28 protein-coding genes are annotated in these 22,721 nt (G+C 59.0%); 12 read left to right on the top strand and 16 right to left on the bottom strand.

What is annotated here, in order from left to right:
- Nucleotides 1-176 precede the first annotated feature (176 nt).
- Nucleotides 177-734 carry a DsbA family protein gene (locus tag AC1DTN_RS09210; protein WP_477920585.1) on the top strand — a complete coding sequence of 186 codons (558 nt, stop codon included), beginning with the start codon at nucleotides 177-179 and terminating at the stop codon, nucleotides 732-734.
- Between the two features lie 62 nt (nucleotides 735-796).
- Here the strand turns inward: AC1DTN_RS09210 and AC1DTN_RS09205 are convergent, their stop codons facing one another.
- The gene (locus AC1DTN_RS09205) at nucleotides 797-2,071 is read right to left on the bottom strand and encodes a DUF763 domain-containing protein (RefSeq protein ID WP_477920583.1); all 1,275 of its coding nucleotides are present in this window, start codon (nucleotides 2,069-2,071) and stop codon (nucleotides 797-799) included.
- Nucleotides 2,072-2,290: 219 nt separating this feature from the next.
- Here AC1DTN_RS09205 and AC1DTN_RS09200 point away from each other — a divergent pair, with 219 nt between their 5' ends.
- Both AC1DTN_RS09200 and AC1DTN_RS09195 read left to right on the top strand, forming a co-directional pair.
- A complete protein-coding gene (locus AC1DTN_RS09200; protein WP_477920581.1) occupies nucleotides 2,291-2,872 on the top strand; it encodes a BA14K family protein in 582 nt (193 codons plus the stop codon).
- Nucleotides 2,873-3,060: 188 nt separating this feature from the next.
- Nucleotides 3,061-3,603: a hypothetical protein gene (locus AC1DTN_RS09195; RefSeq protein ID WP_477920579.1), complete on the top strand. Its 543-nt coding sequence runs from the start codon at nucleotides 3,061-3,063 to the stop codon at nucleotides 3,601-3,603.
- Here the strand turns inward: AC1DTN_RS09195 and AC1DTN_RS09190 are convergent.
- The 8 genes from AC1DTN_RS09190 to AC1DTN_RS09155 form a co-directional block, all read right to left on the bottom strand.
- Entirely contained in the window at nucleotides 3,600-4,223 is a 624-nt protein-coding gene (locus AC1DTN_RS09190; protein WP_113320115.1) for a response regulator, read from the bottom strand. The two genes, AC1DTN_RS09195 and AC1DTN_RS09190, sit on opposite strands and share 4 nt — an antisense overlap.
- A 1-nt stretch (nucleotide 4,224) precedes the next feature.
- On the bottom strand, nucleotides 4,225-5,613 hold the full coding sequence (locus AC1DTN_RS09185) for a sensor histidine kinase (RefSeq protein ID WP_477920577.1): 1,389 nt from the start codon (nucleotides 5,611-5,613) through the stop codon (nucleotides 4,225-4,227).
- A gap of 58 nt (nucleotides 5,614-5,671) precedes the next feature.
- Nucleotides 5,672-5,842, bottom strand: coding sequence for a hypothetical protein (locus tag AC1DTN_RS09180; RefSeq protein WP_477920576.1), 171 nt, complete (start codon nucleotides 5,840-5,842; stop codon nucleotides 5,672-5,674).
- Between the two features lie 377 nt (nucleotides 5,843-6,219).
- Nucleotides 6,220-7,197, bottom strand: coding sequence for a glycosyltransferase (locus tag AC1DTN_RS09175; protein ID WP_477920574.1), 978 nt, complete (start codon nucleotides 7,195-7,197; stop codon nucleotides 6,220-6,222).
- Nucleotides 7,198-7,318: 121 nt separating this feature from the next.
- Entirely contained in the window at nucleotides 7,319-8,062 is a 744-nt protein-coding gene (locus tag AC1DTN_RS09170; RefSeq protein WP_477920573.1) for a glycosyltransferase family protein, read from the bottom strand.
- Nucleotides 8,055-9,548 (bottom strand): glycosyltransferase family 2 protein, encoded by a 1,494-nt coding sequence (locus AC1DTN_RS09165; protein ID WP_113320111.1) that lies wholly within the window; start codon nucleotides 9,546-9,548, stop codon nucleotides 8,055-8,057. The genes AC1DTN_RS09170 and AC1DTN_RS09165 overlap by 8 nt, the downstream gene beginning before the upstream one ends.
- Complete coding sequence (locus tag AC1DTN_RS09160) at nucleotides 9,545-10,174, bottom strand: HAD family hydrolase (protein WP_007823215.1); 630 nt, start codon at nucleotides 10,172-10,174, stop codon at nucleotides 9,545-9,547. The genes AC1DTN_RS09165 and AC1DTN_RS09160 overlap by 4 nt, the downstream gene beginning before the upstream one ends.
- Nucleotides 10,171-10,845 carry a PI-PLC domain-containing protein gene (locus AC1DTN_RS09155; RefSeq protein ID WP_439017868.1) on the bottom strand — a complete coding sequence of 225 codons (675 nt, stop codon included), beginning with the start codon at nucleotides 10,843-10,845 and terminating at the stop codon, nucleotides 10,171-10,173. The genes AC1DTN_RS09160 and AC1DTN_RS09155 overlap by 4 nt, the downstream gene beginning before the upstream one ends.
- 238 nt (nucleotides 10,846-11,083) lie before the next feature.
- Here AC1DTN_RS09155 and AC1DTN_RS09150 point away from each other — a divergent pair, with 238 nt between their 5' ends.
- Nucleotides 11,084-12,589: an oligosaccharide flippase family protein gene (locus tag AC1DTN_RS09150; protein WP_439017869.1), complete on the top strand. Its 1,506-nt coding sequence runs from the start codon at nucleotides 11,084-11,086 to the stop codon at nucleotides 12,587-12,589.
- A gap of 254 nt (nucleotides 12,590-12,843) precedes the next feature.
- On the top strand, nucleotides 12,844-13,236 hold the full coding sequence (locus AC1DTN_RS09145; RefSeq protein ID WP_113320108.1) for a hypothetical protein: 393 nt from the start codon (nucleotides 12,844-12,846) through the stop codon (nucleotides 13,234-13,236).
- A gap of 62 nt (nucleotides 13,237-13,298) precedes the next feature.
- Here the strand turns inward: AC1DTN_RS09145 and AC1DTN_RS09140 are convergent, their stop codons facing one another.
- Entirely contained in the window at nucleotides 13,299-13,670 is a 372-nt protein-coding gene (locus tag AC1DTN_RS09140) for a GFA family protein (RefSeq protein ID WP_477920570.1), read from the bottom strand.
- Between the two features lie 12 nt (nucleotides 13,671-13,682).
- A complete protein-coding gene (locus AC1DTN_RS09135; protein WP_477920568.1) occupies nucleotides 13,683-13,946 on the bottom strand; it encodes a hypothetical protein in 264 nt (87 codons plus the stop codon).
- Between the two features lie 310 nt (nucleotides 13,947-14,256).
- Between AC1DTN_RS09135 and AC1DTN_RS09130 the strand changes: the two genes are divergently transcribed.
- Entirely contained in the window at nucleotides 14,257-14,520 is a 264-nt protein-coding gene (locus AC1DTN_RS09130; RefSeq protein ID WP_113320105.1) for a hypothetical protein, read from the top strand.
- Between the two features lie 72 nt (nucleotides 14,521-14,592).
- Here the strand turns inward: AC1DTN_RS09130 and AC1DTN_RS09125 are convergent, their stop codons facing one another.
- The gene (locus tag AC1DTN_RS09125) at nucleotides 14,593-15,147 is read right to left on the bottom strand and encodes a hypothetical protein (RefSeq protein WP_113320104.1); all 555 of its coding nucleotides are present in this window, start codon (nucleotides 15,145-15,147) and stop codon (nucleotides 14,593-14,595) included.
- Between the two features lie 198 nt (nucleotides 15,148-15,345).
- Here AC1DTN_RS09125 and AC1DTN_RS09120 point away from each other — a divergent pair, with 198 nt between their 5' ends.
- Nucleotides 15,346-15,636: a hypothetical protein gene (locus AC1DTN_RS09120; protein WP_477920565.1), complete on the top strand. Its 291-nt coding sequence runs from the start codon at nucleotides 15,346-15,348 to the stop codon at nucleotides 15,634-15,636.
- On the opposite strand, the gene xth is transcribed toward AC1DTN_RS09120, so the two are convergent.
- Nucleotides 15,596-16,393, bottom strand: coding sequence for an exodeoxyribonuclease III (xth, locus tag AC1DTN_RS09115; protein ID WP_477920670.1), 798 nt, complete (start codon nucleotides 16,391-16,393; stop codon nucleotides 15,596-15,598). The two genes, AC1DTN_RS09120 and xth, sit on opposite strands and share 41 nt — an antisense overlap.
- Before the next feature lie 496 nt (nucleotides 16,394-16,889).
- Here xth and rpsU point away from each other — a divergent pair, with 496 nt between their 5' ends.
- Both rpsU and AC1DTN_RS09105 read left to right on the top strand, forming a co-directional pair.
- A complete protein-coding gene (gene rpsU / locus AC1DTN_RS09110; RefSeq protein WP_112545267.1) occupies nucleotides 16,890-17,126 on the top strand; it encodes a 30S ribosomal protein S21 in 237 nt (78 codons plus the stop codon).
- Between the two features lie 69 nt (nucleotides 17,127-17,195).
- Nucleotides 17,196-17,390 (top strand): hypothetical protein, encoded by a 195-nt coding sequence (locus tag AC1DTN_RS09105; protein WP_477920563.1) that lies wholly within the window; start codon nucleotides 17,196-17,198, stop codon nucleotides 17,388-17,390.
- A gap of 72 nt (nucleotides 17,391-17,462) precedes the next feature.
- Here the strand turns inward: AC1DTN_RS09105 and AC1DTN_RS09100 are convergent, their stop codons facing one another.
- Complete coding sequence (locus AC1DTN_RS09100) at nucleotides 17,463-18,731, bottom strand: acyltransferase family protein (RefSeq protein ID WP_477920561.1); 1,269 nt, start codon at nucleotides 18,729-18,731, stop codon at nucleotides 17,463-17,465.
- A 196-nt stretch (nucleotides 18,732-18,927) separates the two neighbouring features.
- The gene (locus tag AC1DTN_RS09095) at nucleotides 18,928-19,557 is read right to left on the bottom strand and encodes an alpha/beta hydrolase family protein (protein ID WP_113320100.1); all 630 of its coding nucleotides are present in this window, start codon (nucleotides 19,555-19,557) and stop codon (nucleotides 18,928-18,930) included.
- 312 nt (nucleotides 19,558-19,869) lie between these two features.
- Between AC1DTN_RS09095 and minC the strand changes: the two genes are divergently transcribed.
- The 3 genes from minC to minE are packed head-to-tail and all read left to right on the top strand — an operon-like array spanning nucleotide 19,870 to nucleotide 21,713.
- Nucleotides 19,870-20,613 (top strand): septum site-determining protein MinC, encoded by a 744-nt coding sequence (minC, locus tag AC1DTN_RS09090; protein WP_477920559.1) that lies wholly within the window; start codon nucleotides 19,870-19,872, stop codon nucleotides 20,611-20,613.
- A gap of 30 nt (nucleotides 20,614-20,643) precedes the next feature.
- Entirely contained in the window at nucleotides 20,644-21,459 is an 816-nt protein-coding gene (gene minD / locus AC1DTN_RS09085; protein ID WP_113320098.1) for a septum site-determining protein MinD, read from the top strand.
- On the top strand, nucleotides 21,456-21,713 hold the full coding sequence (gene minE, locus AC1DTN_RS09080; RefSeq protein WP_007823242.1) for a cell division topological specificity factor MinE: 258 nt from the start codon (nucleotides 21,456-21,458) through the stop codon (nucleotides 21,711-21,713). Before minD ends, minE begins: the two co-directional genes overlap by 4 nt.
- Before the next feature lie 78 nt (nucleotides 21,714-21,791).
- On the opposite strand, the gene AC1DTN_RS09075 is transcribed toward minE, so the two are convergent.
- Nucleotides 21,792-22,679 (bottom strand): MurR/RpiR family transcriptional regulator, encoded by an 888-nt coding sequence (locus tag AC1DTN_RS09075; protein WP_477920556.1) that lies wholly within the window; start codon nucleotides 22,677-22,679, stop codon nucleotides 21,792-21,794.
- Nucleotides 22,680-22,721 lie beyond the last annotated feature (42 nt).

The raw sequence follows: 22,721 nt of genomic DNA, 5'->3' as shown, positions 1-22,721 counted from the left end.
GACAGCATAGCGGCTCGATGCATTTGTGAAAGAGGCATGACAAGCCAAACGGTCTTATCCCTTTCATGACACCGTGAATAAATAGAATGGGAAACAGCCTGATCATCAACGACGCCGGCTGCACCGTTGATTATGGTGGCCGGTAATATCGTTCCGCAGGACAAGAGGACATAAATATGACGACGACTTCCTGGCAGGCAGACCCGCTCGTTTGGGGTTCTGGACCACGGGTTTTCGAGGCCTTTCTGGAGCCGACCTGCCCTTATTCCGTCAGGACGTTCAAGAAGCTGGATACGCTTCTGGAGCAAGCCGGTGCGGAAAAGATCACAGTGAAGATCCGGCTACAGTCGCAGCCATGGCATCTCTACTCCGGCGTGATCGTACGCTCTATCCTGGCGGCATCGACGCTGGAAGGCGGCAAGGAGACTGCGAAGAAGGTCATGGCGGCCGTTGCCGCCCATCGCGAGGAATTCGAGTTCGAGCGTCACGCCGGCGGCCCGAACATGGATGTGACGCCGAATCAGATCATCGAGCGCCTCGAGCGCTATAGCGGTGTTGCGCTGAAGGAAGCCTTCGCCATTCCCGATCTCGACCGGGAGATCAAATGGCACTGCAAATATGCCCGTCAGAACGGTATTCATATCTCGCCGACATTCATGATCGACGGGCTGGTGCGCCCTGAGATGAGCAGCGGCGATGACGTTGAGGCCTGGGTTAAGCTGCTGATCGGCTGATTGCTTCCTCAGGCGGTAAGGTCTTCGCCTGTCGCATCCACCAGCAACTGACTGGCCCTCTTCTAGCCCGCGCTCGATGGTCGTTTTCTTGCGAGCGGCGGCGGCTCCCAGCCGAAGACGCTGCGGCCGCCGAAGGTCGAGGATTGCCGGAATTCGTCGGCAGCGATCTCCTTGAGTTTGGGGCCGGTGACATAGCGCTCCATGCTGCGGGACTGATCGTCGAGCCGGCGTAGGGCCTGCAGTTCCTCTTCCCGGCCAAGCTTACCTTTCAAGACCGCCGATTTCATCACATTGATGGTCTCGTCGTAGACCTTGAGCGGCACGGGGAAGGGGTGCCTGTCCTTGCCGCCATGAGCGATGGAAAAGCGGGCGGGATCGGAGAAGCGGCAGGGCGCGCCATGCACGACTTCGGCAACCAGCGCCAGCGCCTTGACTGTGCGGGCGCCGACGCCGGGCACGAGAAGAAGATCCTCGAAATCGGCCGGCCCGCGATCGGCAGCTGCGGCAAGGTTGCCGTGCAGACGCCGCATATTGACATCGCTTTCGCGCACATCGTGATGGGCGGGCATTATGAGATGCGGTAGCATCAGCTGTTCGGCTGCCTCCGGAGCGGGTGCAGGATCGGCGGCCAGGGCGAGGGCTGCCGCCTCGCGGACAATGCCGTCCGGCCCAAGCGCTGCGAGAAGATCGAGCTGATCGTGGCGGGATTTTTCCGCGCGCCGGTCGGCCAGATTGATGATCTCGCCTTGCGAGCGGCCTTCGATGGCCGCATGCGGAGAATTGACGAAGCTTTCCAATCCTTCCGAGAACCAGTGGTAGCGCCGCGCCTGACGTTTGTCGCCGTTCATGCCCTGCTGGACGATCACCCAGTGACCATCATCGGCGACGATGAAGCCGTGGAGATAGAGATCGAAACCATCCTGCACGGCTGCGCTGTCCACCTTGGCGACCAGGCGGCTTGTCTTGGCCAGCCCGGCGCCGTCCAGCCCGGTGCGGTCGCCGATCGCCATCAGCTCGTCCGGCGTCTTGCGCGATTGCGCCCCGCGTCCACCGCAGACATGCAGGCCGAGTTCTTTCGAAAGCGGCTTCAGCCCACGTTTCAGCGCGCCGAGCACGCTGGTCGTGATGCCGGAGGAATGCCAATCCATGCCCATGACTGCGCCGAAGGACTGGAACCAGAAGGGATGGGCAAGCCGGCGCAGAAACTCGTCACGTCCGTAGTGGTGGACGATAGCCTCGGCAATCAGCGCACCAAGCGTGGTCATGCGGTTGCCCAGCCATGGCGGCACGCGCCCTCCGTGAAGGGGGAGGTCGGCGCTGCCTGCTCTCTGCGACATGCTTCCTCTTTCTGCCCGCAATCTGCTGCGATCGATCGGATCACCCAATAGAACAGCTATCCGTCAAAATCGGGGCGATGGCAATAAATTCCTATCTCCGAGAGTCCTCCCCATTGCACCAGCAAAATAAGCATCAAAAGACGCGATTTTCGACCTGTCCGCGGAACCGAAGCCCGGCGTTCCTAATTTCTATCCGTACCGGGAATGGGAGATCGCGTCATGAAGTCGCTTGCTGCACCATCCATCTGTCTGGCAGTGGTTGGGACCGTTCTGGCCGGCGGTCTCGGAGTTGCGTCCTATGGGTTCCGCGAACCGGCACCACATCATTTCGCCAATCTCGATGCGCCGCTCTGGACGACGACACCGACACGCGTTGATCCCCGAACACAAGATTACGAGCGCCTTCCTCCCCTTCAGGCCATGGCGGACGACGCTTCGCTTTCAAAGCCTGCCAATCTCGTCGGCATTGCAGCCATCGCGCCGCCTGATGCAGCCGTGGCGGGTGCGATTGAGCAGCCGAAGCAGGAATGGATGGCTGACAGTCATCATCTCAGCCTATGCCAGCAACGCTACCGGTCCTATAATGTGGCTGACAATTCATACCAGCCTTTTGACGGCGGACCCCGCAAGCCCTGCGTAATCGAAGACAGAGAGCTTTCCGTGGGACTGCCGGCGGCTGATACAAGCCCCAACCCTCATATATCATGGTGTGCCGCGCGCTATAATTCCTATCGCGCCTTGGACAATACCTATCAGCCGTTCAGCGGGCCAAGACGTCCGTGCGTTTCTCCCATTATCTGAGCGAAGGCATTTTTCTTGCCGTGAGAAGGTTGCGTCCCCGAGGCGCGACCGTTGCTTGTGATCCCGGACCAAAGTCCCAGACCGCCTGGCACCTATGTCCGACCGTCTTGCAATTTCGGAACAAGCGGTCAATCTCGTGCTTCCTGCTTTTGAGCAGACACTAGGGAAGAACGACAAGGCAAGTGACGATGGCGATCTCTAAGCGCAATTTCCTGAAGGGCTGCGGCGCGAGTATTCTTGCCGTTGCGCCGTTGAAGGTCGATGTGGCGGGTTCGTTTCCCTCGCTCGCCAGCCAGGTAGCCTTCGCGAAGAACGAAAACGGTAATGGCGGGGGGAATGGAAACGGCAACGGCGGTAATGGCGGAGGGGGTGGAAACGGCAACGGCGGGGGAAATGGAAGCGGCAACGGTGGGGGAAATGGTAATGGCGGGGGGAATGGCAACGGCAATGGCGGGGGGAATGGAAACGGTAATTCGGGCGGCAGCGGCAACAGCGGTGGGAACGGCCGATCCAGCTCGAACGGAGCCGGCAGCACGAACAATGCGCCCTCAACATCTGGAGAACGGGCAACCGAAGATACTGACGGCTCGATCGATGTCCGGCATACGAATGGAATAACCGAAACCCTTCGTGCTGGACGTTACATCATGAAGGACTCGAAAGGCCGCACGATCATCAACAGGCGGGCGACATCGGCTGACAATACGCGGCTCACGCGCCTTCTGCGCTAGCGTTTTTCACGCCACCGCAAGGCAGCTTCCGTCCTGTTCGTGACGCCGAGCTTTGTCAGGATCTGGGTCATATGATGCTTTACCGTTTTCTCCTGTAGATCGAGACGCAGGCCGATGTGCTTGTTTGAAAGGCCCTGCGCAACGAGATCCATCACCTCGCGTTCCCGAGGGGTAAGCGCGTCCCTGTCCGATGCCTGCCCGCTCAATGAATATTCCATGACTTTGGCCGACATCGCCGGTGAGACGTAGCGGGCTCCCTTGAAAACAGTCCGGATCGCTTCCGCCAGACCGCGGGAACCAACACCCTTGAGAATGTAACCCTTTGCCCCGCGTTGCAGCGCTTCGACGAGCGTATCGACTTCCTCTGAGGCCGTGAGCATGAGGATTTTGGTATCCGGGCTTATCGAGAGGATCTCGTCGATCACCGAGAGCCCGTCCCCGGGCATCGACACATCGAGAAGCAGCACGTCCGGACGGGTATCGGCGGCGATCATTGCGGCATCAGATGTGTTGGCGCCTTCTCCCACGACGACAAAATCGCTGACCTCGGAGAGGCTACGAGTCACCCCCTCGCGAAAAAGGGGATGGTCGTCTACGACGCCGACTTTGATAGACGTCATTCTATTCCTCCACTTCCATAGGCGCGAAGGTCATAATGACAGTCGTTCCGCCTTCACCGGTTTTTATGTCGAATTCACCGCCAAGGCTATCGATTCGCTCTTTGAGCCCCACAAGGCCGAGGCTCGCCGACCTCACCTGCGTCGGATCAAAACCCTCGCCTCGGTCACTGACTTCGATGCGGACGCCGCCGCCGTGTGATGTTGCCCTGACGGCCTGCTCAACGCCGCCGCCATGGCGATAGGCATTGTTGAGTGCCTCTTGAATGAAGCGGTAGATACAAATCTTGAGAGCGGGGGCAAGCTCCCGATCGTCCTCGTCAATTGTCGTATCGACGGTGGTGTTGGTCTTCTGCTGGTGGGCCTCGACAACGCGTTTCACGATCTCCGTAGTCGAAGCCTTCTCGATTTGCGGCAGGACCAGCCCCTTGCAGATGTCACGGATCTCCTTCATCGCCTCGGCAAGGCTCGAACGGATCCAGGCGAGTTCCTTCTCGCGCGTCTCCGGCTGGATAGCGGCATCGACCAGCAGGTTGCTGTCGAGACGTAGCGAAGCATAGGCGATGTGCTGGGCGGGGCCGTCATGCAGATCGGCCCCGATGCTGCGCAGATAGGTTTCGTTCAAGGCGGCGGCGCGTCGGGAGGACAATTGAAGCCTGCGTTGCAGACCGCGATTTTCGGCGAGAAGTGCGGAGAGTTCGTCTACTCTGGCCTTTAGCGCTTCGCGCTGGACCTCGATCGTATGGCTGCCGCGAAAGACGAGAATGGAGAGAACGAGGAAGAAGATTGCGGTCAGGCCGGCCACGGCCAGCCAACTCCAGAGCCGTGCCCGTGCGAGGCTGTCTTCCAGCCCTTCGGCCGTCTCATAGAATTCAAGCACGGCCACAGCCTCGCCCGACCAAGGCTGCAAAACAGGATTGTAAATTTCCATGAGCGCCCTGCCGAGACTGCGCTCCTCGGCGCTTTCGGGGTCGCTTGCGACTTCGTAACGTGCGACCAGCGAGCCCGCAAATGCCTGGGCGAGCTTGTCATTGACAGGAAATGTCTTCCCCACAAGTTCCTTTTCATTGGAGTAAAGGATCGTGCCATCGCGGCGCCACAGCTTGAACGACACGAGACGGCGGCCAAGCGCGCCCTGTCCGAGCGTTTCGTCGAGCGCCCTGGCGCTTCCCTCGTCGAGCAGCGATTCCGTCTGCATGTCGGGAAGCAAGGGTGCGACGACGCTATCGACATAGAGCGCTGTTGCAGCCCCGGAATTGTGGATGACGGCATCCTCGATGAGATGGGTGACGATGAGCCCTATGACGAACATTGCGCCAAGGGAAACAAACCCTCCCATGATGAAGAATTGGGAAGCGAGGGAGCGGGCATTCCACCGTATGAGCCAGTTCATTTCCAACCTGATTTGCGACGATCCATGCAAACTATCGCATCGGCTGGACTTTTCCAGTTCACCTGGCCTGGATGACATCGGCGCCAGGAACGCTGGCGGTCAACTGATCGGTATCGCCCGACATGGCCGTGCCGAAGACATAGAGCATGGCGGCAAGAAAGATGACGAGTGCCAGCAGGGATGCGTTCCACGCGCTGGAAATTTCCGGGATTTCGTTCCTGTCACCCATGACTGAACTCCTCTTTCGATGGAGGGCCGAACGGGTGGGGAGGCAGTGCGTTCCGGATCTGGGACTTCAGTCCGCGCGTCATCAGACCAAAGTCCGAGCGTCGGAACGGCGAGTCCGGAGAAAGATCCAGCGGCTTTGCCGTGCCTGTCATCGCGATCCTGTTTGCGATCGCGGGAATTATCGCCGCACTCGTTGCTATAGCGGATAGTGATGACCGTCGCGGCGGCCAACGGGATGTGAATGCTCGCGATGACAGTTATCGCACGCCTGTGTCAAATGGTTCTCGAATGGCAGTATCCAGGCCAGTCGGTAGCCGTGCCATGAAGACGATTTGAAAGAGCCTACGCCAATCTGGAACGGGCGGATGCTGTCGACCATCAACGCGATAAGGCCTGCCATGGCGAAAGTCTTCCAAAGAACTTAGCGATGGCCGAGAGCGAGGCAGCCCGCATACGCAACAGTCGTTGCCGGCGAAGGGCATCGACGCGCGTTCCCGGTGCCTTCGCGAGCGCCGCCCTGGCCGCCCTTACGGGCTCCACCAGGCTGCCGGCGACATCCGGCAAGGCATCCACTTCCGCCTCGAGGCGCGTGAGGTAGGCGTTCAGACCATCGGCAGCGGCTTGCCGTAGTCGGCGGGTCGGAGCGTTGCGAAGTCTGCGCGTCGCCCAGCGCAGATGTTCCTCGGCATGCCGGTGGAGTGCCTGCGGATGCTTGTAGGCCCTGTGGTCGCCAAGCATGTCGGCGACAAATGCCACTTCTCCGAGCTCGCCGCAGCGCCACCAGAGCTCCATATCCTGCAGATATTGCCAGGCGGGGTCCCAGCGGCCGGCCTTGAAGAAGACATCCGTGCGGATCGTTGCGCCCGGCATCGCGACCATATTGTTGAGCAGCAGCAGTTCGCGAAATGCCTCACCGCTGTTGCTGTAACTCCACCCGAAGCGGCGGCCGGGAATAGGCTCACCCTCGTAGGTGATCTGCCGGAAACGGCCGTGGATCAGGGCAGGGTGGCGCATTGCCGCGCGCCCGATCGCGCGCAACGCCCCCGGTGCGAGACGGTCGTCGGCATGCAGGGTGACGAGGTAATCGGCATTTGCGCCGGCGGTATAGGCGCGATTCCAGTTGTCCGTGCGCGGCACGGTGTCTCGGTGCAGGGCCGGCTTCAGCAATGGAGATGAGTAGGATGCGATCATCTCCCGGCTGCCGTCCGTGGAGCCGTTGTCGCAGATATGGACCTCGAAGTTCGGATAATCCTGTGCCAGAGCGCTGTCCAGCGCCTCCGCAAGTGTCTCAACATTGTTGTAGCAGGGTATGATAATGGCGAGAGAGGGTAATTTGCTCGATATCCCGGCTGTCATGATGAACTCCCGTTTACTAGGTCCCCTGATCCCGCGAACGAGTGTCGAGGGGATCGTTAGCAAGGCTCCGCCCGTCTCCGTCGAAGTGGAACGGCACCGGTATTTTCCCCTATCCTAGCCACTAGCTGGCAAGGGTCACGTCTGCGATCTTGACATCGAACACGTCACGCGCCGGCAGCGTCCGGACATCGAAACCGTGTGCGACCACGCCGTTCAGCATAGGGCAGACAAAGAGCAGGCCGTTATGCGAGAGGCGCGCCCGGTTCTGCAGGCTGTGGGCCAGAGCCAGCTGAAAAACGGCGACGTTGCGGAACGCATAGACGCCTGCCGATGCATTCTCGGAGATGACGACCTTTTCCCTTGCTTCCAGCATCCGGCCATCATTTCCAAGCCTGATATAGCTGTATTGCGGATGGTGGGAGGCAAATGTGAGTGCCAGACCGCCGAGATTGGGTTCGGTTGCAAAGATTGCAGCAATATCCGCATCGCAGTCGAACATGATATCGCAGAGGTCGACGACAACGGGCGCATCCGGAAAAGCGACGAGTGCCACACCGGCCGCAGCGCTCCAGGCAGCGCCACCGCTCATTTCGGACAGCCAGACGATCCGCGCTGCCGGATAGCGTGCCTGCAATGTTTCCCGAGCGTAGCGCCGTGATGCAGGCCTGTCCCGCAGCACGAAAACAGGCACAGCCGCGCTGCTCCACCAGGGACGCGCCTCCAGCGTGGCGCCGAGCAATGTCGTCTTTCCAACCGGCATCTCCGCCTTCACCGAGCCGTCAGGCCGCTCAAAATCATTCCCGGCCATGGGAATGATGATGTTCAGCGGCGCCATCGCGTCCGGCCTGGTTCCGACGTCATGCATAGGCAGGCTCACGGCCCTGCAGATATTCGGCCAGATCCTCGGGCGTACCAAGCCCGTGCATGTTCCTGACATCGATCTCGTAAACGCCGATGCGTGCACCGTTACGGATGGCGTAATTATAGGCCGGGCAGACATAGAACTCGTTGTTGGTGCGATCGTTGTGCACCATCATGTCGAGCGCGCCCTTCATGAAATCGCCGGCGCGGCGGAAGAAGTAGATACCGACTGTTGCCAGTTCGGAGATCGGCTGCTTTTCGGCAACCCTGAGCACGAATCCTGCCGCATCGGTTTCGGCGAAAGACCATTTCGGGTCGCGCTTCGGGTCGCGAAACACGAGGATCGATCCGTCGAGATCGCGCGACATACAGTCATCGATGAAATCGACGATACGCATGTCCACCACCTGGTCGGAATTGGCGATGAGAAGGGGAGCTTCCTCATCGAGATGCTGACGCGCCAGCAGAACGGTGCAGGCGGTGCCTTCGGTGAGTTGATCGACCGAAACGACCCCGACGCCCTGCGAGCGAAGTTCGGCCACCGCATCCGCCTGGCTGTCCAGATGTTCGCGCAGCAGCAGGACCGTTGGTTGTCCACCCGGCGGCAGCGTGTTTTCGAGCACATGCTGGATCATCGGCCGGCCAAGCACGTCGATGAAGGGCTTCGGGCGGGTGAACCCGACCTTGGCGAAGCGGCTGCCCCGGCCGGCGGCCGGCACCACCAGTTGCACGGGTCGCTGGGCCTGTGCTGAGGATAGGCGGCGGACCCCGTTGACCTCGAAATTCTCGATCATTTTCGGGTTGTAGAAGCTGTGGTAGCGGTCCGCGGGAACGCTTGCGGAAACGACGCGGCCGCCATCCAGGATCACCTCGTTTAGCGACGAGCTGACATAGTAGCGGTCATCCACCGTCACCCCGTGCCTCAAGGCGGCAGTCGCGGCCTTGAAGAAAATCTGGGCCTCGCGGAAATAATAGAACCCAGCGATCGCCTTGTTGCTGATCACATCCTTCTCGGACGTGCGGTTGACGAAACCGTCGTCGCCGAGCGTCACATAGGACCAGCGCGGGTGGATCGTCTCGAAAGTGATGACGCCGGCATCCGCCTTGGCTGCCTCGAATTCCGCAATCACGGATGCAAGCCGGGTGTCGATGATCTGGTCGCTGTTGGCAATCACCAGCGGCTCGGTGGGGTCAATCTTGTCGACCGCCATCAGGCAGGTGCAGAGCGCACCGGCCGTCGGGCCTTTCAGCATGACCACCTCGGAACGGCCGTTGGTGCTGAGGTCAAAGATCCGCTCGTAGGAATATTTGACGGCATCCTGCTGGTCGACGAGGAAGAGGAAATGCGCGTCGCTGCCGAGCGACTTCATGTTTTCGATGGCCCATAGGATCATCGGCTTTCCGGCCACTTCGATAAGCGGGCGCGGATAGGCATAGTCTTCCGGGCTGAAATGCGGGCTTGTGCCCGTAGTGGGGAACAGGACGATCATGCCATCACCTCCGATACACGCTTGATCTCCGACACGATCCGGCCGTAGACAACGTCGGCCGGTGTTCCGATCTGCATGACGTAAGCGCCGCTGTCGCGCGCGGCCTTCAGGCCGTATTCATTGTCCTCGAGAATCAGGCACTCATCCGGTCTGAGGCCGAAGCGCTCCATCGTCGTCACATACATTTCCGGATCCGGCTTGGCGCGGGTGACATCCTCATTGGAAACGATGAGGTCGATATATTCTATCAATCCGGCGCGCCGCATCATGGACTCGATGGTGACACGGATCGAGTTCGAGCAGACGGCGATCTTGTAGCCATCGTGCTTGAGACGGCTGAGCGCGTATTGATGGGCAAACACCGGCTTGCAGCGGGTGTAGATCAGCTCCATCGTATAGTCCTGCTTCAGCTCGTGGATCAGTTCGTTGAGCCCCTTCGGCAGGCCATTGGTACGGGAGAGGATCTCCAGCTTGCGGCGGGTTGGCAGGCCATCGAACGTGGTCAGATGCGCCTGGCGGTCGATCGGCATGCCGAAAAGATCGAGCGCCCGGTTCAGCGCCTCATAATGCCATTCCTTGGCATCGATCAGCACGCCATCCATATCGAACAAAACAGCACGGATCATGTGACTTCCTCCTCAACCATCCAGGCAAAGCTCTGCTCGGCTGCATCGGGCAGATCGGTACAGATCATCAGCCGCTCGAGCGGAAGACCACTCTTTGCAGCCTGTCGCAATGCGCCAGACCAGGCGGCCCAGACCGCTTCATGCGGGCGCTTGTGCAGTTCCGGCGAGACCATCGCGACATATTTGCCGCGCCTTAGATCATCGATCGCGCGTTCGATCGAGGCCGGCTTCTCGGTGAAAGAATCCACCCATACGCCCTCACAGCGTTCGTAGAAGGACGGGTAGAGCTCGACCTCACTGTAGCGGGTGAAAACCGGGATATTGCTATCGAGATAGGGCCTGAGATCGGGAACCGACGCGTCGAAAACGAAGGAGCGTTTCGTCACCTCATATTGTTCCAGCATCGGCAGCAGGGCAGGGCAGAGGCCGTCCGCCTTGATATTGATGGCCAGTCGTCCCGGTGCGCCATTTGCTGCATAGCACTCAAGAACGCGCGCGAAGGACAATGCCCCGGTTGTGGCAGGATCGTGTGAAATTACCAGTTCACCATTCAGATCGCGAACATCCAGTTCAACGCCGTGTCCGGCGGCAAATGCCTTGTCGAATGCGCCTAAAGTGTTCCGCTCATGGGGTGCAAGCCACCAGCCACGATGTGCGAGTATCATCATCATTATGTCCCTCCGGCCCAATCGGCCAACAAACGATTTTGTGTCGTCACAAAGGGCGGATTAAATCCATGCATGTGCCGACCAATCTTCATATGCAGGATTGTAATTTCATCTTGACTATGCAGAAGTGAGTATAGATCGTCAATATCGAATATACACCAAAGTTGTTACTTTGGTAACACATGCGGTACGCGTAATAATGACAATATAAACTCAGATAAACTCAAAAGAACATGTGACCATGGGCACATCTAGTACGGCATCACTACCCGGCGCAGGGGAAGACCAGGAGCCGCGTAGTGTCTCTACATCACGGGATGCGCTATGGGTTTCGGGCGCTCGTCTGGTCAGCCAACTCTGCGGTATCGGTACATTGCTGGTCGCAGCCCGCGTCCTCTCACCGGCCGAGGTTGGCGTCTTTGCCATGGTCTCTTCGACCGTTTTGCTGCAATCGAAGATTGCTGAAGCCGGATGGAGCGAATATCTGATTGCTGCACCGCATGATAGGGAACTGCCCGGAACGGTTCTCTATTGCGCGCTTGCAAGCGGACTCGCCTTCACCATTCTCGGCTTGATTGGACTTGCTGTTTCCCTCGTCTGGCTGGCGCCGACCGGGTCGATCTTCTTCACTCTTCTGCTGCTGATGGCGACCATCGTGCCCGGCACCTTCATCATCTGTCAGAGCGGCGTATTGGTCAGGAGGCGACGCCTGCGCGAACTTGCCTTCTATCAGGCGTCCTCGGAATTTTCGGGCCTTCTCGTAACGACCGGAGGGCTATTGCTCGGCTGGGGCATCGTCGCGCTTGCGGCAGGACGCTGTTGCGTCGTGCTTGTCGCACTCCTGATGTCCACCGGCTTTGCGCGCTGGCTTCCGCGGTTCGAATTCCAGCTCACGACTGCCCGCGAGGCGCTTGCCTATTCCACCCGGCTCCTGGCATCGCGCCTCATGCAATTTGCACAAAGTTATGGCGCGGAGTTCCTGATCGTGTTCTTCATCGGCGCGACGGAGGTCGGCATCTATAGAATGGCAAGCCGTATCGTCGGCGCCGTCACAGAGCTGATTTCCGAACCCGTGCGGATGCTGGCATGGAGCTATTTCTCCCGCCAGCAGAACGCGGCGGGCAGCGGGGCGGAAGGCCTCAGCCGGCTTATGGGATTGATCATGGCGGCCACTGCTTTTGCCGCTCTTCCCGTCTTCATGGGCCTTGCTGTCATATCCGAACAACTCGTCAGCGTGCTGCTCGGGACGCAGTGGCTCGCGGCCGCCCCAGTTCTCATTCTGCTGGCAGCTGCGCGCGGCATTGCCGTCATCCAGATGCTCAACGAGCCCGTGCTCAGCATTATCGGCCGGGTTGCCCTGCTGCCGCGGCTGAACATGCTGTTTACGGCAACAAGCCTCGCTTGCCTTGCAATCGCCGGCTGGATCCGACCGGACCTCGTCAATATCGCGGTCGCGCAGGTCGTGGCCGCGGCATTGACAACTTCAGTGTCTCTCTACTTCCTGCAGCGCGGCACCGGATTCCGTTGGCCCTCCTTGTTGCGTCGGATCCTGCCCGCCGGGCTGGGCGCCTGTGTCATGGTCGGCGCCGTCGGCCTGGCTCTCCATATGACAGGCGGCAGCCTGCATCTTCCTTTGGTGGACTTGTTTATGGGAGTTGCGGTGGGAGGCCTCGCCTATGTCGTCATTGCATGGTCCAGCGGTCGTGCCTTAATGGCGGAGCTGAACCATGTGACGGGTGCGCAATAGCGGCATGGATGCGGATGCCTGTTAAACCCAGCTTTCGTTGGTCTCCTTAGCCAATGCTCGAACGCCATGCACCAAAAAATTGTATCCTTGTGGCGATTTATTTCATTCTCAAATGGGCGGGTGAGATCGCCCAACTCGACTGGCTGTTGCTCCTGTTCCAGGCATAAAGCGGTATGTATCGGCGAGCTTCGAACTTATGACGGCTGAGCGCGTTCTCATCTTGCGATAATCGACCCGGCGGATGGGAGGTGCTTATGACGGATATACGTACGCGCGGATTCAAGACGAAGGCTGAGCTTGACGAACATCTTGCCGACATCGAGGAGGCGGCCGAAACGGAACAAGTCATGCCTACGGTCGACCATTCGGTGGAGAAGCAGGAGACCGTCGAGCTCGCAAGATTGCAGGAGGATCTGACGTTGCTGCGCAGACACCTCGCTCTCCTCCGCGAGCAGGCGAAGACCGCGATCTCGGCACGCGCCCAATGGACGGATGCGAGTGCCCATGAGCAGCTTGGAAATTATCCCTGGCTGAAGCTCGCCGGGGTCATTGCCATAACATTCCTCGCGGCCACGCGGTTGCGGTTGCTGCCTCCGTCGAGAATGGCGACGATCCCTCTCGCCCTTTCACGCTTCAACCGAATGTGATCAGACTTTTGAGCTCAAAGCTCGGTGTGCGCAGCTGTCCGCCGTGAACCATCGGACGCCTGTCAGATCCGATCCTCCACGAATTGTTCCGCACCCTCGACCGGCTGCAGCCAGGGTTCTCGCCGCTTGATCCAGAGCTCATAGGTGGGCTTGAGCCTGGTCGGCGCATCCTGCAGGGTCCCGAGTTTGATTTCGGCCTCGTCCTCGTCATAGGCAAAGACCCGCGAACCGCAGGCCGGGCAGAAGCGGCGGCCTTGATGCACCACGGTTTTCCCGGTGGTCTTGAAGGCGGACGTCGGCCAGATCGCGTAATAGGTAAAGGCTGCGCCACTCTCCTGGCGGCAGTCGGTGCAATGGCAAAGCCCGACGCGCTTGGGTTCGCCCTCCACCTGGTAGCGCACCTGGCCGCAATTGCTCCCGTATCGTATGGTCATCCAATGCCTCCCTTAATGGTTCACCCCGAAAGGCGGTCGATTGTCGTCGAAATTGCCGTTGCTCAAACTGTCGTAGCGATTGAGGCTCGGCTCGCCGCCTCGGGTGCCGAAGGGCGTCAGCTGCACCATCATTTCCCTCGCACGATCGATTGCGTCTTCTTCGCTCAGCGCCGCCGCCTCGGGAAGGCGCACCGTCAGTTGCTCACCGGCGTCGCCGAAGAAATCGACATGCCAGGCCTTCTGCCGATGCGTCACCTTTGCCTCGTTCAGATGCATTGAAACCTCCGTTCGGCTTTTCCACCGGTTTCGCTTCTCTCGGGCATGGAGATCAGTGTATCAACCGATGTACTGGCGATTGGTTCCGAGCCCTCCTTCCTTCGGGTGTTCACTGCCGGCTTGCGGCGTTGTTCACTCAAGGCTTCACTCCGCCGGCACCTGTCGAAGAACATAAGCATTCATTGAAGAGCAGCGATCGATATAGTTTTCGCTCGGCGGACCTACATAGAGATGATCGAACGCATCTATTTGCGGTCCTCTGCGTTCACTCCAAGGACGGATCTTGTTCGAACCCTCGAAAGGAACGCAGATGAGTTTTCCAACCCCGACAAGCAATGATCCCACGCGCCGGTTTCAGGATGCGACCGATGCTGCCCGCGTTGCCCTGGAGGCGCTTATCGCCGATGCCAACGCTGCGGGTTGGAGCACGGATGAAATGGCCGTGGCACTCGTTGAGGCGGTACGGTCTCTCAAAGACGCAAACACCAGGGACCCCGACCCTGCCGACGATCCGCCAATCAGCGACGTCGATGCGAGGCAAGGGCAGATTGGACGTGGCGAGTTATTTGACTGAGTGACGACCAGCGGTCGCTCATAACAGACAAGTGACAGGAAGTGAGACCTCATCTCGCACGACATCGTCTCGTCAGATCCTGATCTGCAACAGGCCCCCTTTGGCTACCTGTCTGCCGTGGCACCAGAACGGATGGATCATGTCACTGATGGTCAGGATGTCGGCACATGGAACAAGCGGCGACCATCCTTCATTGGCATCGAGCCCGACGAAGGCCAGTCTTGTCAGGGATCTTGTGCCTGCCAGCAGATCTTCGTCATCAATGGTGATGTCCAGCAGCAGCACTTCCGGCGCCCGCACGGAGCAATCGACTGCTTCCCGAGCGATTGTCGTCACCGACGTGCTTGCTCCGATATAGAAGGCCATAATCGTATTGTTATCGAAGTCGGCGATGGCGGGAATGAGCAGATTTGCGGGCAGGGCCGTCAGCGTATCGCGTGTACCGTCAAACCGATGTCCGGTTGCGTCCTCGCCTGCGAGACTGCGATTTCCCGAAAATTGATAGAAGACCTCGCGTCGGGTCAGATATTCGACCGTCCAGCGACCGGAATGGTCTGCTGCATTTGAAGTCGCGAGTGCCTCGATCTCCGAGACGACTTCATGGAAGGTGGTGCGAGCGTTGGCCATGGCGATACTCCTTGAGGGAACAAAAGCGGATGGCGGGTGAATGTTCCTGCGAAAAGAGAATAACTTCCTATGCGGGCCTGATAACCAACGACGCCGATCATGATGCGGTGCCTTCGGTGTGGTCCCGCTGAAAGGCGCAAATAGCGCCATCATATTGACGCAGTGCGCGTTAACCTTTGAAAGCGAAAGGAGATGAGCATGGCCGGACACGATAGCTACTATATCGAGATCACCACGCGTCTTCGATCGGTGCGTTCTTTCTGCGACTTCCTGTCGAGCGGCGGGACTGTCGGCGTTGCTTCGGCGGACGGCTCACGCTACGGCGACGTCACCACCGATTTGCTTGCAAGAACACGCAAGGAAGCAGATGCCCTCGATCGCATGCGCCGTCAACTCTTTCCGGATCGTGCGGACGAAGAGGTTTCGCCGGCGCTCTATACTTGTGGACTCACCGGCTCGCGCCAGTCGCGTAAGGCAGGTCGAGCTTAATCATGACTGGCGCATGATCGCTTGTATGGTCCCAACTTCGCGGATTGCGCCGCACGCTAGCAGAGCGAAGATGCCCAGCGAGGTCGGGACTGAGAAGAACGTGGTCGATCCGCATTCCTGCATCCCGTTCGAATGAGTTTCTCCAGTATTTCCAGAAGGTGTAGATTCGCTCATTCGGGTGAAGGTGGCGAAGCGCATCCGTCCATCCCTGTTGAACCAACCTGGCATAGGCCTTTTTGACCTCGGGTCTGAACAAGGCATCATCGCGCCATCGTTCCGGGGAATAGACATCCATGTCTGTCGGTATGACGTTGAAATCGCCAATGAGCAGGGTGGGGACTTTGAGGTCCAAGAGCTCCCCGGCATAGTGATGCAGGCGCTGGAACCAGCGCAGCTTGTAGTCGAATTTTGGGCCAGGCGCCGGGTTGCCGTTTGGAAGGTAGAGGCAGCCGATCAACATCCCGTTTATGGCAGCCTCGATGTATCGGCTGTGGCTGTCATCCGGATCGCCCGGCAGGCCACGGCGTGTCAGCACCGGCAAAACGCTTCGCGCAAGGATCGCCACACCATTCCAGCTCTTTTGGCCATGCCAGACGGCACGATATCCGGCGCTTTCGATTTCCCGTCGCGGGAATTTATCGTCAGAGGTTTTCAGCTCCTGAAGACAGACGACATCAGGCGCATCTTCTTCCAGCCATCGCAGCAGTATTGGAAGGCGGCCGATGATCCCGTTAATGTTGTAGGTAGCTATCTTCAATCGACCTCCAAAGAGTGAGGCGGGCCGGACAGGTTGGACGATCGTCTGCCATTCGTCGGCCATGGCGGGAAACCGGAAAAATCGCCATATTCGCCATCCCCGCCGCGTCCGGTTGACACGGCCCGCGCTCGGCAAAGGGAATGTGCATGGCTTCAGAAGGTTCCCGTCAGGCCGCTGGTGGGCGGATCAGGCTGCCTTGCAATACCGTCAGGCCGTTCTTATTTACCTCCCCATCACCCCTATCGGTTTGGTAAGGCCCAGAGAACGACGCGTGCTCTTCTAGAAGAGGTGTGCGCGTTCCAGCCAAAACCTTAGCAAATATCGACCACTGGCTGGTTCATCACACATTGCGGCCGCGTCGACGCAGCGCGGCGGCAAGGCGTGATCCTCTGATCCCTTCAGCCAAGGCTGCCCACGATTGCGCCATTTGCGCAGAACGAATGCCGAGAGATCGCCAGCCGAGCGGGCTCAACACCACTATCCGCAAGGAGAAAACATGCAGGTTATTGTCAGAGACAACAATGTTGAACAGGCTCTCCGCGCCCTGAAGAAGAAGATGCAACGCGAAGGACTATTTCGCGAAATGAAGGAACGCCGGGCCTATGAGAAGCCCTCGGAGCGGCGTGTCCGCGAAAAAGCCCAGGCAATTGCCCGACAACGCAAGGCTGCCCGCAAGAAGATGCAGCGCGAAGGGCTTCTGCCGGCCGCAAGACGCCGCGCGTCCGCACGCTGATGACAGCAGCGCCGCCGCAATATGCCGGCGGCACTCTATTCTGGCCCTCTATTCTGAAAAGGGACATTCATGGAAGAGTTGCGTAGTTTGACGGTTTCCGATGATCGGCTTGACGACTGCCGCGAGGCTATCGGCCCGGATCTGCAGGATCTGATCGATGCGAGTGTCGCCTCCGGTTTTACGATCGAGGAAACATTGATCGCGATCAGCGAACTGGTGGCAGAAGAATTCGCCTCCGCGGTGAAACTCACGAGCGTTCACTGAGGCGGAAGATCAGAGAATGGTTGAGAGTGCATCAGATCAGCCAGATCCGAGAGACGCTGGAGATTCAATCACTCAAGCGCGCGACACGCGGTCGCGAGACGGTGCATCATGACTGTCGCTCACTTTTTCTTCTCCATCGAGGGCGTTTTGCATTTCCTCAAGAACTCGAATGAGCTGCGAGGTCGCCGGCGCCTTATCGCCTGAGGAGACTGTGCCGGAAGCGATATTGGCGGGCGTTTTCTGGCCCGTTCGCGATAGCACCGGTAGCAGGCTGACGATGAGTGAGGCGAAGAACTTCTTTCGGCGTTCTGCGACTTCCGCCAACAGGAAGCAAAGGATGAAACAGGCGACGAGCAGGGCAGCCGCCATCGGAACGTGCTCCTCCACCGGATGCAGGAAGGCCGCAAACATGAGGATAAGGGGCTGGTGGACAAGATAGAGCGTAAAACTGCCGCCAGCCAGCCATTTGATCGCCGGGCCTGTCTTCTCGAACAATACTGGAGCCTGGTAAAGCAACGATGCCGTACCGATGAGGTGCAGTACAACGGCAACGCCGATCAGATTGAAGTATACGAAATTGATCACTTCCTGAGACAGTGACCAGGTCTCGTACATGTTGGTTGCAGCGCGATCGGCGAAAAATTTCAGGCTGAAGAACAGCAAAAGCGACGCGGCGATCATCGCAATGGAGATGGGGCGTCGAAATGGCGGGCGTTCGATGACGCACTTCATCGTCAGCCAACCCATGAGCCACAGCGGCATATACATCAGGATTTTCGGGCCGGCGACCGCTGCCCAGAGACACAGCAACGGGATTTTCGCGCGCCGCGGCGAAAAGGCAAATAGCCCGAAGAACAAGTAGTACTGAACTTCGAAGCCCAACGACCAGTATGGTTCGCCGCTGCCAAAAACGGCATGGGCAAACCACAATTGATTGGTGAAGGTCACATAGGCGAGCGCGGCTTCGATTGATACCGGAGTGAAAAATCCGGTATTGATGAAGTCATAGTAAAAGGCGTTCGCGTGCATCCCGATGGTGTCGGCCACGAAGATCGCTGCGATCGCCAGCAAAGCAACAGGCATTATTCGAGCGAGACGGGCGACGAGGTATACGCGCCATTCCCTTTCGCTCACCTGCCCGACGTAGCTGATGACAAATCCCGAGAGAACAAAGAAAACCGCGACAGCTTCCCGTCCCCAACCAAGAGGTCCGATCTTGATGGAGGGGAGCAGGAAAACATGCGCATGGGAGAGAAATACGACAACGGCTGCGCCGAGCCGCAGCAGATCAAGATAGATGGAAAGATTGCCGTCAATCTTCCTGCCTTCGATCGCGCGCATGACTGATTTCCCGTCGGATGACAAAGGGCATGTTCAGCTGGAAGCCGCTTTGTTCAGGAGCTGATTTCTGCGCGGATGCGCGAGGGCGCATTCGATCAAGCAAACCTTTTAAAAATGTTTACTGAACAAGCTTAAATATTGAGGAAACGGTTGATATTAGTGGGAATATCGCGTCGAGCGAGCGTTGATTTGTTCGTTACAACCGTTCTGCCCAGGCCGCCGTATATTCGGACAGTCGCCGCATATGGTCGCCAGCGGAATATCCGGAGATCTTCTTCCGCGGCTTGAGATCGTGGTCGCCATCTTCCAGCCAGAGCAGATCAATCCGGTCTGAGAGCGTATAGGATACGACCTCTTCCCTTGATCCGAAGGGGTCACGCGTTCCCTGGCAGATCAGTGTCGGCGTGCGCAGGCTTTCCAGATGCACGGTGCGGAGCTGGTCCGGCTTTCCCGGCGGGTGAAACGGATATCCGAGGCAAAGCAGGCCCCGGACTTTCTTCGCCGCAAAACTCTCGTCGGCTATCATGCTTGCAACGCGGCCTCCCATCGACTTGCCACCGATGATGAGTCTGCCGGCATTTAGTTCGCCGATCGCCGCGCGATATTCATCCAGGAGATGGTCGGCACGCGGAGGAGGCTTGACCGCTCCGGTCAGGCGACGCTGCGCCATATAGGCGAACTCGAATCGCGCCACTCTGAATCCTCCGTCTGCGAGCGCTTTCGATAGATCCGTCATCGACGCGGAATCCATCGCTCCGCCTGCGCCATGAGCCAGGAGGATCGTGAAGCTCGCCGTTTCCGGTCCTGTGATCAAAAAGCTGGTCATTCCTTTTCCGTATGCTCTTATTGTGAGTCCATCATACTGGTAGCGTCATTCTGCGAGCGAATGTGCGATTTTAGCAAGAGCATGGCGTTTCATTCGAACCAAGGCTTTCCGATTTCCTGTTGCGTTTGAAATCAAGAAGGCCCTGATTTTTCGTGAGAAGGCCGAATTGTAACCGGCTGGAGGCGCGAAATTTGTGGGTGGGTCGCCGCCGCTTCGGGGAGCCATTTTTTGGTCCCACCGGCCCCGCGTTAACGATTTGTTAACCATGAAGCAGCTAAAGCTTTTAAATCGAAATTAACCAAGTTTACTAACGTGTTAACCGAAGCGCGCTCCATTCGTATCAAAGGCAGATCGTTTCTTGCGGTCGTGCTGACGCCTGATCTGCCATTCGAGGACTGGCTCGTGCGCCTCGACGACCTCGCTGCGCGCTCCGCTGGGTTTTTCCTCGGCAGGCCGGTGGTTCTGGATGTGAGTGAGCTCTCACTGGATCGTGCCGCGCTCAAGGCAATGGTTGCGGCTCTCGGTGGGCGTGGCGTCAGGGTGATGGGCATTGAAGGTGCACGGCCGTCGCAGCTCGACGCCAGCATGCCACCGGGCATGGTTGGTGGACGCCCGGCTGCTGACGTGGAGATGCCCGCTGCTGATGCCGAGGCGCAAGCGCAGAAGCCAGGTAAGGCGCAGCCGGCCGAGGTGCGGGAAGTTGTTGCGCCGGTTGTGCGCGCTACGCTGTCGTCGCTGGTATTGCACGAACCGGTACGCTCCGGCCAGTCGATTGTCTTCCCTGAAGGGGATGTAACGGTCATTGGATCCATCGCTTCGGGGGCTGAAGTTATCGCTGGTGGCTCGATACACGTTTATGGCGCGCTTCGTGGACGCGCACTTGCCGGATCGATCGGCAATTCGGCGGCGCGAATCTTTTGCCGCAAGCTTGAGGCCGAGCTTCTGGCAATCGACGGGATCTACAAGACGGCGGACGATCTGCCGGCGGAGCTGCGCAGTCAGGCTGCACAGCTATGGCTTGAGAACGACGCGATCATGGCATCGCGACTGACTTAACTGGGTGAATGGTTGAAACAGGAGAGGGATATGGGAAAAGTCATTGTTGTAACCTCGGGTAAAGGTGGCGTTGGCAAGACAACCTCGACTGCAGCGTTGGGGGCAGCGCTGGCGCAAAGGAACGAGAAGGTTGTCGTCGTTGACTTCGACGTCGGTCTTCGTAACCTCGATCTCGTCATGGGCGCCGAACGTCGGGTCGTCTATGACATGATCAATGTCATCCAGGGCGATGCGAAGCTCACCCAGGCGCTGATCCGCGATAAGCGGCTGGAGACACTATTCCTGCTGCCGGCATCCCAGACCCGCGACAAGGACTGCCTCACCGAAGAAGGTGTCGAGCGCGTCATCGGCGAGTTGAAGAAGCATTTCGACTGGGTCATCTGCGATAGCCCGGCCGGTATCGAACGCGGCGCAACGCTGGCGATGCGGCATGCCGATATTGCTGTTGTCGTCACCAATCCGGAAGTTTCCTCGGTGCGTGATTCCGATCGCATCATCGGCCTTCTGGATGCCAAGACGGAAAAGGCGGAGCGCGGCGAGCGGATCGAAAAGCACCTGCTTCTGACCCGCTACGATGTCACCCGCGCCGAACGCGGCGACATGCTGAAGGTGGATGACGTGCTCGAGATCCTGTCGATCCCGCTGCTCGGCATCATCCCGGAAAGCATGGATGTGCTGCGTGCTTCCAACCTCGGCGCTCCGGTCACGCTTGCAGACCAGAACAGCGCCCCGGCAAAGGCCTATTTCGAAGCAGTCCGCCGCCTCAACGGTGAAGTTCTCCCGGTGACGATACCAGGCGAGAAGCGGGGTCTGTTCGGTAAGATCTTCGGACGGAGGGCAGCATGAGCGTATTCGATTTCTTTCAGAAGAGGAAAACCGCGCCGGTTGCGCGCGAACGCTTGCAACTGCTTTTGGCACACGAGCGTATGTCTCCCGGTTCGGATCTCGTCTCTCTTCTCAGGGAGGAGATCCTTGCCGTTATCGCCAAACACGTCGAGATCGAGGGCGATCGCCTGCAGATAAGGATTGATCGTGGCGAGAACGTCTCGATCCTCGAGATCGACGTCGAGATCCCCGCCAAAGCCGCCCGTGCGGCATGAGGTTCGAACAGATTTATCCGGGAGATCGAAATGTCTCCCGGATAAATCATCGTGATGGCACGCGGCAGATTTCTGTTGCTACAGGATCACCGGCGATAGACCGCAGTCCGCGCGAAACGCCTTGAAACCACTGAGCGCACGCAGCGAGCGGCCGTCGTCGATGGCGGCGAGGTCGAGAATGACAGCGTTGGCGATCGTCATGGGAACGACGAGCGATTGGGACTCGCCGGCTTCTCCGCGGGAAACCGAGATTTGACGGTCGGGTGCAGGATCGATGCGGGCGCTGAGCAGATCGGTCAGCGCCAGGACCTTAGCGCCTCTTTCCGCGGCAATCTTTCTGATCTGATGGATGAGCGGCGAGGCCTTGCGGAAAGCGAGCAGCCAGACGACGTCGCCAGGTCCCAATGTCGCAAGCGCTTCGGCGATCAGATGCATCTGGCTGGCGAGATCGACTGCCGGATAGCCCGAGCGATTGAGCCTCAGCGCGATGAGCGAGGCGAGGGCGGCAGAATGGCCACGCCCGAAGACGAAGACCCGGCGGCAATCGCGCAGCACTTCAGAAAAGCCTCTGACATCGGCGTCGGAGACGGCGTTGCGCACCTGCTGGAGGGCTGCAATCTCGCTATCGAGAACGGAGGAAAGCACGCCGCCGTCTTCCGCCCGGACGAGACGGGCGGCCATGCGGGCGGMCGGACTTTCGAAATCGCCTCCTCCTTCGATAAGGTTCGCCTGCAGGAAGGTGCGGAATTCAGGATAACCTTTGAAGCCGAGGCGGCGTGCCAGCCGCACCGCTGAAGCTGGATGCACTCCGGCGCGGAAGGAGACGGCCTTGCCGTTTTCCATCGCCGCGCGAATGGGATCCTGCATCATCACGTCGAGAAGGCGCGTGTCGGCTTCGGTAAGCTTTGTCGAGTTGCGGCTGATAAGATCGCCGAGAAGCTGCGGAATTTCGCTCTGTCTTTCCATTGCATCACTTCTTGCGGTGCCGCTTCCGAGACAGGAGCGGTC

The organism is Rhizobium sp. 01T444 (assembly GCF_056398305.1).
Note: the sequence above shows the minus strand (reverse complement) of the source record. Positions and strands in the feature narration are given on the sequence as shown.